The 13,329-nt window shown below is 44.3% G+C and carries 14 protein-coding genes and 1 pseudogene; 7 read left to right on the plus strand and 8 right to left on the minus strand.

The window, feature by feature from the left end:
* Window positions 1–66: 66 nt before the first annotated feature.
* The 4 genes and pseudogenes from JK130_RS03160 to JK130_RS03175 all read left to right on the plus strand — a co-directional run bounded on the left by JK130_RS03160 (window position 67) and on the right by JK130_RS03175 (window position 2,743).
* Window positions 67–864, plus strand: a complete 798-nt coding sequence (locus JK130_RS03160) for a hypothetical protein (RefSeq protein ID WP_218352766.1) — start codon at window positions 67–69, stop codon at window positions 862–864.
* A gap of 215 nt (window positions 865–1,079) precedes the next feature.
* Complete coding sequence (locus JK130_RS03165) at window positions 1,080–1,451, plus strand: hypothetical protein (protein WP_218352767.1); 372 nt, start codon at window positions 1,080–1,082, stop codon at window positions 1,449–1,451.
* A 44-nt stretch (window positions 1,452–1,495) separates the two neighbouring features.
* Window positions 1,496–1,789: pseudogene (locus JK130_RS03170) on the plus strand (efflux RND transporter permease subunit); the annotation flags it as partial.
* 63 nt (window positions 1,790–1,852) lie between these two features.
* Window positions 1,853–2,743: a cation diffusion facilitator family transporter gene (locus JK130_RS03175; protein WP_218352768.1), complete on the plus strand. Its 891-nt coding sequence runs from the start codon at window positions 1,853–1,855 to the stop codon at window positions 2,741–2,743.
* 124 nt (window positions 2,744–2,867) lie between these two features.
* On the opposite strand, the gene JK130_RS03180 is transcribed toward JK130_RS03175, so the two are convergent.
* On the minus strand, window positions 2,868–3,020 hold the full coding sequence (locus JK130_RS03180; protein WP_218352769.1) for a hypothetical protein: 153 nt from the start codon (window positions 3,018–3,020) through the stop codon (window positions 2,868–2,870).
* 351 nt (window positions 3,021–3,371) lie between these two features.
* On the opposite strand from JK130_RS03180, the gene JK130_RS03185 reads away from it, so the two are divergent.
* The 3 genes from JK130_RS03185 (at window position 3,372) to JK130_RS03195 (ending at window position 6,425) form a co-directional block, all read left to right on the plus strand.
* Window positions 3,372–4,322, plus strand: coding sequence for a transposase (locus JK130_RS03185; protein ID WP_218352770.1), 951 nt, complete (start codon window positions 3,372–3,374; stop codon window positions 4,320–4,322).
* Between the two features lie 526 nt (window positions 4,323–4,848).
* Window positions 4,849–5,355, plus strand: a complete 507-nt coding sequence (locus JK130_RS03190; RefSeq protein ID WP_218352771.1) for a TetR/AcrR family transcriptional regulator — start codon at window positions 4,849–4,851, stop codon at window positions 5,353–5,355.
* Window positions 5,356–5,366: 11 nt separating this feature from the next.
* Entirely contained in the window at window positions 5,367–6,425 is a 1,059-nt protein-coding gene (locus JK130_RS03195) for an alcohol dehydrogenase family protein (protein ID WP_218352772.1), read from the plus strand.
* A 195-nt stretch (window positions 6,426–6,620) separates the two neighbouring features.
* On the opposite strand, the gene JK130_RS03200 is transcribed toward JK130_RS03195, so the two are convergent.
* The 7 genes from JK130_RS03200 to infB form a co-directional block, all read right to left on the minus strand.
* A complete protein-coding gene (locus tag JK130_RS03200; protein ID WP_218352773.1) occupies window positions 6,621–6,869 on the minus strand; it encodes a hypothetical protein in 249 nt (82 codons plus the stop codon).
* Between the two features lie 310 nt (window positions 6,870–7,179).
* Window positions 7,180–7,506, minus strand: a complete 327-nt coding sequence (locus tag JK130_RS03205) for a YceK/YidQ family lipoprotein (protein ID WP_218352774.1) — start codon at window positions 7,504–7,506, stop codon at window positions 7,180–7,182.
* A 171-nt stretch (window positions 7,507–7,677) separates the two neighbouring features.
* Window positions 7,678–8,745, minus strand: coding sequence for a hypothetical protein (locus JK130_RS03210; protein WP_218352775.1), 1,068 nt, complete (start codon window positions 8,743–8,745; stop codon window positions 7,678–7,680).
* Between the two features lie 126 nt (window positions 8,746–8,871).
* A complete protein-coding gene (rpsO, locus tag JK130_RS03215) occupies window positions 8,872–9,141 on the minus strand; it encodes a 30S ribosomal protein S15 (RefSeq protein ID WP_218352776.1) in 270 nt (89 codons plus the stop codon).
* A 114-nt stretch (window positions 9,142–9,255) separates the two neighbouring features.
* Window positions 9,256–10,242, minus strand: coding sequence for a tRNA pseudouridine(55) synthase TruB (gene truB, locus JK130_RS03220; RefSeq protein ID WP_218352777.1), 987 nt, complete (start codon window positions 10,240–10,242; stop codon window positions 9,256–9,258).
* Window positions 10,243–10,638, minus strand: a complete 396-nt coding sequence (gene rbfA / locus JK130_RS03225; RefSeq protein ID WP_218352778.1) for a 30S ribosome-binding factor RbfA — start codon at window positions 10,636–10,638, stop codon at window positions 10,243–10,245.
* Window positions 10,639–10,716: 78 nt separating this feature from the next.
* On the minus strand, window positions 10,717–13,323 hold the full coding sequence (gene infB / locus JK130_RS03230; RefSeq protein WP_218352779.1) for a translation initiation factor IF-2: 2,607 nt from the start codon (window positions 13,321–13,323) through the stop codon (window positions 10,717–10,719).
* Between the last annotated feature and the right edge of the window lie 6 nt (window positions 13,324–13,329).

Genomic DNA, 13,329 nt, shown 5'->3' on the forward strand with positions numbered 1-13,329 from the left:
GAAATCACGCTAACATGCTTTTTAGTAGTGTTAATTTCGCCAAGTGAAGCAGAAGTAAAGAGAGTTATGGCAAACGATTCAAGAAACGATGATTTTCCGACCATTCGGCTGGATGAAGAAGACCGTCGCGATTATGATAAAAAACGACATACCGCTGCACATACAATAAAACCTGAAGGAAAGTCTTCGACGTCTTCAGCGCCAGAGTCCGGGCCGGCCAAAACTAAACGTTCAGGTGCAAGTATCCTGCTGGTGATTATTGCTTTGCTGCTGGCATTAGGCAGTCTGGGCGGATGTTACTATTTGTATACTTTGCATCAACAACAGCAAGTTGTTGCGTTGGAGACCGAAAGTCGTATTGCCGAGCTTGAGCGAAAGCTTTCTGCCACTGACGAAGAAATGGGCGAATCTACTGTTGCCTTGCAGGTAAAAGTTAACGAACTGGCCGAAAAGTCTAAAGAGCTTTGGGAACAAATGGATAAGTTGTGGGCCTCTGCCTGGCGTCGAAACCAAAAAGAAATTACCGATTTGGGCGCTAAAGTAAATACCATGCAAAAAGACTTAAAAGGTTCTATCAGCACGGTCGCCGACGATGTTAACACCCATCAGAACCGGCTTAGCTCAATGAAAAGCCAACAAGCTTCTTTGGCTGACGAAATTCTTGCATTAAATGTGGCTTTAGAACAGGTAAGTAACGACAAGCGTTCAAATCAACAAACCATTCAAAATGTGAACGATAAACTGAGCGTATTAGAAAAACGTAACAGCACGTTATCTACCCGTATTAGTTCAATGGAAAACGAAATACGCAGTATTGCGACCAAAGTAATAAGCTCACCCGGCGGGCAAGCTCCCCCGAACTAGAACTAACTCACCGTTTATCTATTCAAAAAAACCACCAGCGGCCTTGGTGGTTTTTTTATTAAAGTCTGCGAACATCAGTAAATGTGCTTACCGGTATTTTCACGAGCGTAAATCGTTAAAACAGAAAGCCTGGATTTGTCTTCACGACTTTACTTCTTTTATTTATGTCATTACCCTCGTTTTAATTAATACTTATACTCGGATAGCACTTCATTTTGAGCATTCGGTTTTCACAACGACATACTGCTAAAACAACGCTTGCTGTATTGCTGGTGTTGGTGCAGTTGTTTGCTATGAGTGTCGATGTGCTTGCTTTTGAAACCCCTTCTGAGATTGACCCCCCCCATCATGAACATTGCTTTAATGACGCTACCGGGTGTCAAACCAAAAGCAACACTTTGCAAAATACCAGTGAGTCGGAGCAGTGCGATCATTGTTGTGCTTGCCACGGTCATTTTACACATGTGTCGCTGGTTACCCGCTTTTCAATAATGCCTTCTTCGATGCCTCAGGCGAAGTTACCCAACTATGTTGCAATGCATCCTTCACACATCAACTCTGGAATTGAACGCCCTCCCAGACAGTAATTCCTGATCGTGACGCATTGTCGCGTTGCGAACTAACTTTCGTGGTGGGGTTTATCGCGCTATCTGTCGGGGCGGTGTTAAATGACTTGATTATGGTGTCGTCTATTCGACCATTATCGCAAGAACATAACAAGCTGGTGGACGCCGTAACAGAGGTTGCCACCGTGCGTTTGCGACCCGTATTGATGAGAACATTGGTGGCCAATCTGGGGGTTGTATCCGCGGCGCTTAATATCGGCACCGGGGCTGAAGTTTAAAGACCGTTAGCCACCGTGGTAATAGGCGGTATTATTTCATCAACCTTACTTACGTTATTCGTATTGCCTTGTATCAGTTAGTGCACCGCAAGCGTCCATAGTTTACATTATCCCCCGGCCAGCCCAGGGGTATTAAGGATTTTTATGTCACATAATCATTCTCATCATCACTTTGAAGGCGACGACCAAAGTTCAAAAAAAATTGGTTGGGCGTTCTTTCTTAATTTTAGTTTTACCATCATCGAATTTATCGGGGGCTGGCTAACTAACAGTACCGCCATAATGGCCGATGCCGTACACGACCTGGGCGATACCCTATCTATTGGCAGTGCCTGGGTACTTAACAAGCTAGGGCACAAACAGGCTAATTCACAGTTTACCTATGGCTACAAGCGTCTGAGTTTATTTGGTGCATTATTTAATGCCATTGTACTTACCATCGGCTCAATCTGGGTATTCAGCGAGGCCATACCCAGACTGTTTAACCCGCAAATGCCCCAAACCGAAGGTATGATGTTATTAGCGGTTCTGGGCATTGCCGTCAATGGTTTCGCCGCCTACAAACTGCATGGCGGTTCCACACTTAATGAAAAAGTGCTGAACTGGCATTTACTTGAAGATGTACTGGGCTGGGTAGCGGTGTTAATTGTAGCTATAGTTATGCAGTTTGTTGATTGGCCTATTTTAGATCCCTTGCTTTCGATAGCGTTTACGCTGTTTATCATGCTTAACGTGATCAAACACGCCATCGAAACCATGAGACTCTTTTTTCAGGCATCGCCTTCCTCACCCTCGGTCGACGAGGTAAAAAAAGAACTATTGAATATAAACCAAGTACAGGAAATTCATCAACTGCATATCTGGTCACTAGATGGTGAATATCATGTAGCAACAGCGCATGTAGTAAGTTACTGCACCTCGCTGACAGACTACAATGCTGTCAAAAGCCAGGTAGCCAGTGTTCTTAAACCTTTCGGTTTTGCCAATACCACTATTGAAGTGGAGTTGGCCGAAGAAAATTGTCGGGATAACTAAACCGAAACAAAACAACAGAATTTGTGTATTACTGCCCTAAAGTATCTTGCGAGCAACTTCGTGAAGTTGTTTTATACGTAATGGCTAAACCGAATATGTCTAGCCTGAATGTGACTCTTTGTTGCTAAGGTTTTTTAGGGCTACCTTTTTCTAATTTTTCCTCTCTTTTCTTTTTCTTCCGTTTGTTCTTATCGGTTACGATTTTAACCGCTTCATCCTTGGTTAAATTAGGGTGCTTTTCAACCAGCTCTTTAACCCTCTCATCAAATTTTGTCATCTTTAAGTCTCTCATCTTGAATGTTTGAACATAATAGCAATTTTAAGCTACGAACGTGGACAGATATATAACGCTTTGAATAGGCGCTGCAAAAGCGGCCAGGACACATTCTCGGTTGTTTCTGCAAGCATGCCAGCGGCTACGATAGCTAAAGCGCATTCGAAAAAGCATTTCAGGACAGTCACTAGTAGGACTGCGTTTTAGAGCAGCATTTCAGGACATTCACTAGTAGTAATAAGCATTTCAGGACAGTCACTTACCATCCCACTCTCTTACCATCCCAAGATACAGTTGGATTTTGGGCTAACTTCAGCATAATTGATATACGCTTCTTAATGTTTGTTTGCCGCCATGCCCAGACCTCGTAAAAGCCTTATCAATCTTACTGATACACCTTACTACCACTGTGTATCTCGCTGCGTGCGCAGAGCTTTTTTATGCGGTGAAGATAAGCAGACTGGAAAAAGCTTTGAACATCGTCGTCAATGGGTAGAAGACCGGTTATTATTTCTGGCTGACGTGTTCTGCGTAGATGTATGCGCCTATGCGGTAATGAGCAATCACACCCATGTAGTATTGCGCATTAACAAGCAAAAGGCTGAGTCGCTATCGGCAAAGGAGGTTATACAGCGTTGGCATAAGCTTTTCAAAGGCATGATTCTGGCGCAGCGTTATATCGACCCCGTCGATAGTGACTCGCTGTCTGAGGCAGAAATCGAAACAGTAAAAAGTCTTGCTGAAGTGTATCGCAACCGATTGTTCGATATAAGCTGGTTTATGCGGTTACTTAATGAATATATTGCCCGACAAGCCAATAAAGAAGACGATTGTACGGGACATTTCTGGGAAGGACGCTTTAAGTCTCAGGCATTGATGGATGAAGTGTCACTCGCAGCCTGTATGGCGTACGTGGACTTAAACCCAGTGCGAAGCCGCCTCGCAAAAACACCGGCAGCATCTGCTCATACCAGCATTCAAAAGCGTATTGAAGTTGCAAAAGCTCATCGACAACCCCATCGGCTTCTTCCTTTCTCAGGCAATTCGTTTGACAAAATATCTGATGGATTACCTTTTCGTATCGAAGATTATTTTGCGTTAGTCGAACAAACCTTACATCAGTTTCGCTCAAACAAGCGCGGTAAAATAGATCATGCAGTCTCCCCTATACTCATCCAAAATGGACTGGGGCATACGGACTGGATGACATTGGTGTGTGGAATTGAAACGAAGTTTAAAACTACAGTTTGTCTTACAATGCTGCCCTCGAAACGCAGAGAAAATATAAGAGACAATTCAGCCTAATCTAACCAGAGACTCTTCATTAACCACCTCTTTTGATTATTCACATCGTCCAAAGCTTGTCGATATACTTCATCATCTCAACAATCCAATCTGACCATTGCCACAAGTAAGTAACGGCAAAAGCACTACTCGCCACCGATAGTACTGTACTTCATGATCCGAAAGCCTCCGTCCGCTTAGCAGATAAACTTGTATCAAATGTAAATTGATCTATTTTTGTAAGGATGAGTGACAGGATGAGTGACTGTCCTATGTTCTCTCTCTCTCTACTATGTTCTCTCTACAGGGACTGTCCTATGTAAGAATGAATGACTGTCCTATGTACTCCTAGTACTCCTAGTGACTGTCCTTCGTCCTCTAGTCCTAAGTACCCTATATGCACTATATGCCTTGGCGAAGCGGTTGTTGTATAGCAGCTGATTACATATATCAGCTATTTTTCTATCTATACTAAAAACTAAGTTGACAGGTAGAATGATTACTCTACCATAAGGGTAGAATATTCACTCTACCTGATTCATCGATTATGCTGAAACAAGAGATAGCGGCAGCGCTTGAGGTCGCCTTTAGTCAACTTGGGTTTTCTGAGCCGAGTGTAGCCAAACTGCAAAAACTCAGTGGGGTTAGCTTACGCACCCTTTATAAATATTACCCTTCAAAACAATCAATGATTATTGCTGCGCTGGAATACCGACATATCCGATATATCAGTTTTTTGCTTGATAACGCCCCGGCTCCCGGCCCCGATGCAGCATTACATATTTTTGATCAGCTTAAATTATGGATGCAGAAGTTTGCTCCGAAAGGCTGTTTATCTATTAATGCGCTGGCGGCTTTCCCCGAAGACGACGTTATTAATAATGCGGTGCAAAATCACAAAAACGCGGTAAAACATTTGTTAGGGGAACAATGCTTAAATCACTCACTCGCAAATACCCTGTTTTTACTCCATGAAGGGGTATCAAATGCGTGGCCTGTAATGGGTGACGAGGCGGTTTTATCGGCAAAACAAAGTATTCTGGAACTAATGTAAGGAGCTTCTTAATGGCAAATTTACCGACTACAATGCATGGCGTTCAACTTACCGGATATGGTGATTATGATGTTCTTAACTATGCCACCGATATAGCCGTACCTTCACTTGCAAGCAGCGATGTGCTTATAAAAGTGATGGCGGCGGGAGTAAATAATACCGATTTAAATACCCGTTTAGCCTGGTACGCAAAAGAAGACCAGGACGAAAATGATGCCAGCTGGTCTGGTGGTGAATTGGTATTCCCACGCATACAAGGGGCTGATGTATGCGGCGTAGTTGTGGCTGTGGGCGAAGAGGTTGATAAAAGCCGTATTGGCGAACGAGTTTTGATAGAGCCTTGCTTAGTCAAAGCCAATGGCGAAACGCTATCGTCCCCCTGGTATTTTGGCTCTGAGTGCGATGGCGGTTTTGCCCAATATACTGTCGTAGATTCTTTCCATGCCTATAAAATTAATAGCAGATATAGTGATGTAGAGCTTGCCTCGTTTCCCTGTTCGTACTCTACTGCCGAAAATATGCTTTATCGCTCTAATCCGCAACAAGGACAAACTGTGTTGATAACAGGGGCTTCGGGTGGTGTTGGCTCTGCGGCGGTGCAATTAGCGAAAGCCCGGGGGGCTAATGTTATTGCTGTTACAAGCGAAAGCAAATCACAAAAAATAAAAGAACTGGGTGCCGATAAGATCGTATTACGTGACGACGATTTAGTGCAGTCTCTGGGTAAAAATAGTGTTGATGTCGTTGTCGACTTAGTGGCCGGTAAGCAATGGCCAACTCTGCTTGAGGTATTAAAGCCCAAAGGTCGTTACGCCGTATCCGGCGCTATTGGTGGCGCGTTAGTCGAGCTTGATGTGCGTACACTGTATTTAAAAGACTTAACATTTTTTGGCTGTACCGTAATAGAGCCAGAGGTATTTAAAAGCTTAATTGATTTTATTGAGCAGGAAAAAATCAAACCTATTGTGGCACAAACCTTCCCGCTTAATGAAATAGTGACTTCTCAGCAAGTATTTGCCCAAAAGCAGCATGTGGGAAAGATTGTTTTAACAATACCGCACGACGAATAATGCTCTGGCGATAAAGCTAAAGACAGTAACGTAGCGGCCTGGTGGCAAAGTGCCGCGATGTTATCTGATTTAGGCCCGCTAGCACCCGTTTGCCTTATTGATATCTAACTTTTCAATATTGATGGTCTGCTTAAGCCCCGTGCACCTGCCGCTGCTTTGCCAACTCAAAAATGCGGGTTTATAAAAGCCAATTTATTACCCGCCTTTTCCAGCTCTGTTCTCTTTAATATCTTTGATCATTACGTAAATATTGTGAATGGTTAAGAACAAACAGGCCAGAGCAACAATCGTGAAGGGTAGAAAAATCTGGAGCAGCTCACCGTAGCTAACGTAAGCTAAAATGCCACAGATAATACATAAAGAAAGCTCAACAAACGTCGCTTCGAATACGGTTTTTATATCGGTAATAATTGGTCTGGGGAAGTAAGTAAATTTATAACCCATATTGCTTCCTTAAAAAAACGCCCTACCTGCGACTATGCTTATTAATCAATCTACATATCGCGGTATTACTCACCCTTAAGGCAGTTTGCGCTTTTGCAACGCGCATTTCATACTTCTGCGCATGGGTTAAACCGGCTTCGAACTGCTGGCGCACCCGTTATTGCTTTAGCTTAAACGCGGACTCCATAGCCGCTAACATATAGCCGTATTTCTGTTCTGACAACTGCCTGGCTTTGAAGTGTTAGAGTGTAAGCAACAACTACCCAGCAGCTAACACTACTGTATGGACCTGCTTCACTATCGCCGCACTCTAATTAACTTTGATATTTCCTTTACGTGCCTGCTGCGTAGCCGTATAGGGAATAATTATAGTGTCAGCTGCAAATGACAACGCGGTATCAAACAAAATATACGTCACGGCACCGGGTCGGGCGCCAGAATTAACATGTGGTCCGGGTTCGCCATACAACATACACAGGTTATGCATTACGCCGCTATAGACTCTTGGAATTTCTTTGCAATAGCTTTTATTGCCCATGTAGCTTATGGGAACCTTACCGTAGGCTGGGTCAGCAGTCAGTATCGTCGCACATCCGTTACATAGTAACAAAATTAACCCTACCATCATCAATTTCATGTTTAATTGCCCATGCTGCCAACGCCACTTTTTTATAATATGCAAAATAGAGATCATGTTGATTTGAAAACCATTTCTCCAATCCCATTTTCTTATCAGAAACTATGAGAATAGACCTAAAGCGTAGTTGCGACGCCCTACGCGCTATGTTCACTTTATGCAGTTATGGTCTTAATACACCACTAATTCCATTGAATACGCGACCGGTTTATCGTCTATTTCTTCAAAGTATATTTTTGCAACATAATCGTCGCGTTCAAACTCAACATAATCGTTCATTGCAAAGGCATTATCGCCCGCTAACTTTATCGCTTTGTCTTTGGGCATATTGAATGAAAACTCACCAAATTTCCACGGTGTGTCTTTTACATATTTTTCTGCCATAAGATCGGGGGTAACAATAATGCGACTTACCGAAAAGCCCACGGTTTCGACCAAGGTGTGAGGGTCATATAAATAATAACGTTTTTTGTCCGAGGTTTGTGTTTTACCGAGCGGCTTAACAACAATGTCCCGCACATCAATTACCGAGGCTGATTCTAGGTTTTGCAACTTTTGGTTTAACTGGGCCAGTAAGCTATTGGCTGATTTGGTAAAGTCATACACGGGTGCATTATCTGTATTTGCTGATGATAATGTGAAGCCGCTTATCTCTACTGTCTTGTATTCCTGATTGTTTTTAAATAACACATCGGTATGTAATATTAATGAGGCGCTACTGCTATTGTTCTGACTGAGAGCTGCAAGTTGCTGCTGTTCTACCTCGCTACCTTGCTTTAATTCGTTCATCACTTCCCATTTGCGATCGTCAAACCGATCATCGAACTCAAAGTAATTAGTCAGGGTATTATTGAATAGGGTAGATTCAAACTGAGCTCTTATCAGCTTATTGTTATGAAAGGTCAGCCAGTGATCACGACCATAGGCAACGATGGTGGTATCCTCTGTTGGCTTAAAGATGAATCCTGGCGTGCCAAATTGTTTTCCGATATCTTGATAAGAGGAACCAATAGGCTGACCATAGAGTCCGGAGATTGCAGAAACGGTGTGATCGCTGCCCAAACTGGGTCTATAGGGTGAGTCTGGGGTTGGTAGCTCAATAGAATAACCCGGACTTATGATTTTTGATTTGATTTTATATTGCGTTTTTATAGAATTGTCCGCAGCACTAACATTGGTAGCCCCCACGCACAAAACCAATACACTTATCCCTGTTATTGCCTGGGCGAAAAACTTCATTATATATTCCTTTATCTGATGAAGTTTTAAACCATATCAACTTAGTTTCTATAAGTCATTAAAATGCATTAAATACCAGACACAAAAAAAGCGCTCCGAAGAGCGCTTTTTTCAGCAAATCTTATTTTAGCGACGGATGCCCAGACGCTTGATCAGGTCCAGATAACCCTGAGCATTTTTGCCCTTCAGGTAATCAAGAAGCTTACGACGCTGGCTAACCATACGCAACAGACCACGACGTGAATGGTGATCTTGCTTGTGAGCTGAAAAGTGAGACTGAAGTTTACCGATGTTGTGAGTTAACAACGCGATTTGAACTTCTGGTGAACCAGTATCACCTTCTTTTACGCCGTAATCGGCTACGATGTCTGCAGTTTCTTTTTTAGTTAGTGACATAATGTTCTCCTAATAAGGATGTGAAAGTTGGCCAATCACTAATTCAGCCAACTTATGAAGAGCGCGTATTATAATGACCCAGCGCTATGAAGCAAGCGTAAATTAAGCTAATGCCTAACTTTCACTAAAAACGACACGCCGTTTGGGACTGACAAAAATTTTATCGGTACCGCGAAATGTAGGTTGGTCCATGGGGGTTTTAACACCCTCGCCCACCCCTAAAAACACAGCTTCATCATTACTGCTACTAAAAACCTGATAAAACGTGTTTTCCTGAATATCAGGTTGCTTGGGGTCGGTCACACTCTGGCCATTATCAAATCGCATGCGCTGAGCATCATCAATATGTATGACAGGCAAGCGCGAAACCGCTGTTTGCATTGAAAGCAATAACTTGTCCATGCCTTCGAAATCGGGATACTTATCATCTGCACCTCGAAGCGCTTCTAACTGCTCAATGGTGACCATTTGGTCGGTCGGGTAATCGGCTACCTCGGTGCGGTGGAGCCGGGTGACATACGCCCCGCAACCAAGTTTCTGACCAATATCGTCAACCAATGAACGAATATAAGTACCTTTACTGCACTTTACCCGAAGTTCAATCTCAGGCAGCTCAATACGCTTTATCTCTAGCTCAAGAATATCAATATCCCGAGGTTCACGCGGTACTTCTATACCCTGACGGGCATAATGATATAGCGGCTTACCCTGATATTTAAGCGCCGAAAACATAGAAGGAATTTGCTTACTTTTTCCTAAAAAGCTTAAGCAAGCCTGCCTGACATCTGATTCACAAACCGCTACCGGTTTTTCTTCAACTATGTCGCCATCGGCATCTGAGGTTGTAGTACGCACACCCAGTTTAGCGGTAACTTCATACGCTTTTTCTGCTTCAAGCAAAAACTGCGAAAACTTTGTTGCCTCACCTAAGCAAATGGGTAGCATACCACTGGCTAAGGGGTCTAACGCGCCGGTGTGACCCGCTTTTTGAGCCTGATACAACCAACGCACTTTTTGCAATAACTGATTAGATGAGCCGCCCACCGGTTTGTCTAATAAGACAATTCCGTTAATGGCGCGACCCTTTCGACGTTTAGCCATTTAGTCCTGCTCTTCACCTTTATCCTGATGTCGGGCTTCATCTTTAGCTACAACCTCTGACACCAGTGAAGAAATTCTTACCCCTTCGGTAAGCGAATTATCTTCAAAGAAATGCAGATGAGGAACCGAACGCATACGCAAACGCTTTGCCAGCAAGCTTCGCATAAAGCCTTTGTTGTCTTCAAGTCGTTTGACCTGAGCTTTGTGATCTACCTCTTCACCATAAATAGTGACAAAGATTTTAGCGTGGGCTAAATCGCGCGATATTTCAACATCAGAAACCGTAATAAGAGGCATGTCGCCAACACGATGTTTATATTCGTTTTGAATAATGCTGGCGACTTCTTTATGAACCTGCTGGCCCACTCGGTCGGTACGGGAAAATTCACGTGCCATGATATAACTCCTTTAGATATTACACAGACAAAAACGGGGGCGCCCGGCCCCCGCTTTATCTAATGTGCTCGCTGCAGATTAAATCTCGCGGGCAACCTCAATCACCTGGAACACTTCGATCTGGTCACCGACCTTAACATCGTTGTAGTTCTTAACGCCGATACCACACTCCATTCCGTTACGTACATCTTGCACGTCGTCTTTGAAGCGGCGTAATGATTCAAGCTCACCTTCATAAATTACAACGTTTTCACGTAGAACTCGGATCGGTGCACTACGTTTAATTGCACCTTCGGTAACCATACAACCGGCAATTGCACCCAGTTTTGGCGACTTAAATACATCACGCACTTCAGCCAGGCCAATAATTTCTTGTCTGAACTCAGGTGCCAGCATACCGCTCATGGCTGCTTTAACTTCGTCAATCAAATGATAGATAACACTGTAATAGCGCAGGTCTATCTCTTCGCTTTCAAGCACGCGACGCGCAGAAGCGTCGGCACGTACGTTAAAGCCCACCACGATGGCGCCAGAAGCAGCAGCAAGTGTTGCATCAGTCTCGGTGATACCACCTACACCACTGCCCACAATGTTCACTTTCACTTCACTGGTAGACAATTTCGCTAATGATTCAGAAATAGCTTCTACAGAACCTTGAACATCGGCTTTTAATACAATGTTTAACTCGCTAACTTCACCTGAGGCCATATTAGCGAACATGTTTTCAAGCTTCGCTTTTTGCTGACGTGCCAGTTTAAGTTCACGTTTTTTCTGATGGCGCTTGGAAGCAACTTCACGCGCTTTACGCTCGTCGTTAACCACTGCCGCATCTTCACCGGCAACAGGTACGCCTGATAAACCCAGAACTTCTACCGGAGTAGACGGACCCGCAACTTTAATTTCCTGACCATTTTCATCGCGCATTGCCCGAACACGACCGTATTCTTCGCCGCACAACAAGATGTCACCAGCACGTAACTCACCTTCCTGAATCAGGACTGAGGCAACCGGCCCACGACCTTTATCAAGGCGTGATTCGATAACAATACCGCGACCCGGACCTTTATCAACCGCCTTAAGGTCTAACAGTTCGGCTTGCAGATTAATGGCTTCAAGCAAAGAATCAACACCCATACCGGTTTTAGCCGATACGTTAACGAACTGGTGTTCACCACCCCATTCTTCTGAGATAACGTCAAGCTGCGACAGCTCAGTTTTCACACGCTCAGGGTCAGCGGCTTCTTTATCCATTTTGTTAACAGCAACAATCAATGGTACACCGGCAGCACGGCTATGCTGTACCGCTTCTTTGGTTTGCGGCATTACGCCGTCATCGGCGGCCACGACCAGTACAACGATATCGGTTGCAGTAGCACCCCGTGCCCGCATCGCAGTAAACGCGGCGTGTCCCGGCGTATCCAGGAAGGTTACATCGCCATTATCTGACTGAACCTTATATGCACCAATATGCTGGGTAATACCACCGGCCTCGCCTGCCGCTACTTTCGCGCGACGGATGTAATCCAGTAACGAAGTCTTACCATGGTCAACATGACCCATAATTGTAACAACCGGGGCACGAGGTACAATTTCACCGTCGTTGCCATCAGCTAACAATTCTTCTTCAAGTGCATTGTCGTTAACCAGTTCGTATTTATGACCCATCTCTTCAACAACTAAAACAGCTGTTTCCTGGTCAAGAACCTGGTTTATTGTCGCCATCTCACCCATTTTCATCATGGTTTTGATAACGGTATTCGACTTAACGGCCAAACGGCTGGCAAGTTCACCTACCGTAATAGTCGCACCAATTTTTACTACACGCTCAACGGGTTGAGCTGGTTTATTAAAGCTTTGCTTCAAATGTTCTCCTGCATTTTTCTTCGACTTCTTACGACGTCGTGAAGTGCGTTCAACCTGCAGATCTTGTTCATCTTCAGCCTGTTGCGCATAGCGATTAGAATGCAAATGTACTTCTTCGGCTTCTTGACGTTTACGGCGCTCTTCTTCTTCTTTCCAGCGACGTTCGTTTTCTTCAGCCAATTTGCGTGCCTCTTCGGCAGCACGTTTTGCTTCTTCTTCGTATTTCTTTTGCGCTTCTGATTCCTGAGCCTGGCGAAGACGCTCTTCTTCTTTACGAGCGGCTTCCGCTTCGGCTTTCTCAGCGTCGGTCATTTCTGCTTCAGGTTTTGCAGCCGCCTGTTGTTCAGCGGCGTTCTTTTGCGCTTCACGCTTTGCTTTAGCGGCTTCATCAGCTGCTTTTTTAGCTGCTGCATCTGCTGCTGCTTTTTCCTGAGCTATGCGTCTGGATTCTGCTGCTTCTGCCGCTGCTTTTTCTTCGGCTTCCTGCTGCAAGCGAGCTTCTTCTTCCTGACGCTTTTGCTCTTCTACGTCACTACGTTTAACGTATGTACGCTTTTTACGAACTTCAACCTTTACTGATTTAGATTTACCTACATTCAAAGTACTGGTTGTCTTACGTTGCAAAGTCATACGGCTTGGTTCGCTATTGCCACCGGTACTACCGTGTTGTTTGCTCAGATGATCGAGAAGTTGTCGTTTTTCGTCTTCAGTCACCTGTTCATCGGCACCCTTAGTGATGCCGGCATCTTTAAACTGAGTAACCAGACGGTCAACGGTCGTTCCGATGTCACTGGCGAGCTTTTCTACAGATACTTCTGCCATTACGTG

The organism is Alteromonas lipotrueiana (genome assembly GCF_019249245.1).
In the GTDB taxonomy this organism is placed as follows: Bacteria; Pseudomonadota; Gammaproteobacteria; order Enterobacterales; family Alteromonadaceae; genus Alteromonas; species Alteromonas lipotrueiana.

What these genes read in the sequence shown, in the direction of transcription:
- JK130_RS03160 (WP_218352766.1), top strand. Translation starts at nt 67, where the DNA reads ATGGCAAACGATTCAAGAAACGATGATTTTCCGACCATTCGGCTGGAT.
- JK130_RS03175 (WP_218352768.1), top strand. Translation starts at nt 1,853, where the DNA reads ATGTCACATAATCATTCTCATCATCACTTTGAAGGCGACGACCAAAGT.
- JK130_RS03180 (WP_218352769.1), bottom strand. Translation starts at nt 3,020, where the DNA reads ATGACAAAATTTGATGAGAGGGTTAAAGAGCTGGTTGAAAAGCACCCT.
- JK130_RS03185 (WP_218352770.1), top strand. Translation starts at nt 3,372, where the DNA reads ATGCCCAGACCTCGTAAAAGCCTTATCAATCTTACTGATACACCTTAC.
- JK130_RS03190 (WP_218352771.1), top strand. Translation starts at nt 4,849, where the DNA reads ATGCTGAAACAAGAGATAGCGGCAGCGCTTGAGGTCGCCTTTAGTCAA.
- JK130_RS03195 (WP_218352772.1), top strand. Translation starts at nt 5,367, where the DNA reads ATGGCAAATTTACCGACTACAATGCATGGCGTTCAACTTACCGGATAT.
- JK130_RS03200 (WP_218352773.1), bottom strand. Translation starts at nt 6,869, where the DNA reads ATGGGTTATAAATTTACTTACTTCCCCAGACCAATTATTACCGATATA.
- JK130_RS03205 (WP_218352774.1), bottom strand. Translation starts at nt 7,506, where the DNA reads ATGAAATTGATGATGGTAGGGTTAATTTTGTTACTATGTAACGGATGT.
- JK130_RS03210 (WP_218352775.1), bottom strand. Translation starts at nt 8,745, where the DNA reads ATGAAGTTTTTCGCCCAGGCAATAACAGGGATAAGTGTATTGGTTTTG.
- rpsO (WP_218352776.1), bottom strand. Translation starts at nt 9,141, where the DNA reads ATGTCACTAACTAAAAAAGAAACTGCAGACATCGTAGCCGATTACGGC.
- truB (WP_218352777.1), bottom strand. Translation starts at nt 10,242, where the DNA reads ATGGCTAAACGTCGAAAGGGTCGCGCCATTAACGGAATTGTCTTATTA.
- rbfA (WP_218352778.1), bottom strand. Translation starts at nt 10,638, where the DNA reads ATGGCACGTGAATTTTCCCGTACCGACCGAGTGGGCCAGCAGGTTCAT.
- infB (WP_218352779.1), bottom strand. Translation starts at nt 13,323, where the DNA reads ATGGCAGAAGTATCTGTAGAAAAGCTCGCCAGTGACATCGGAACGACC.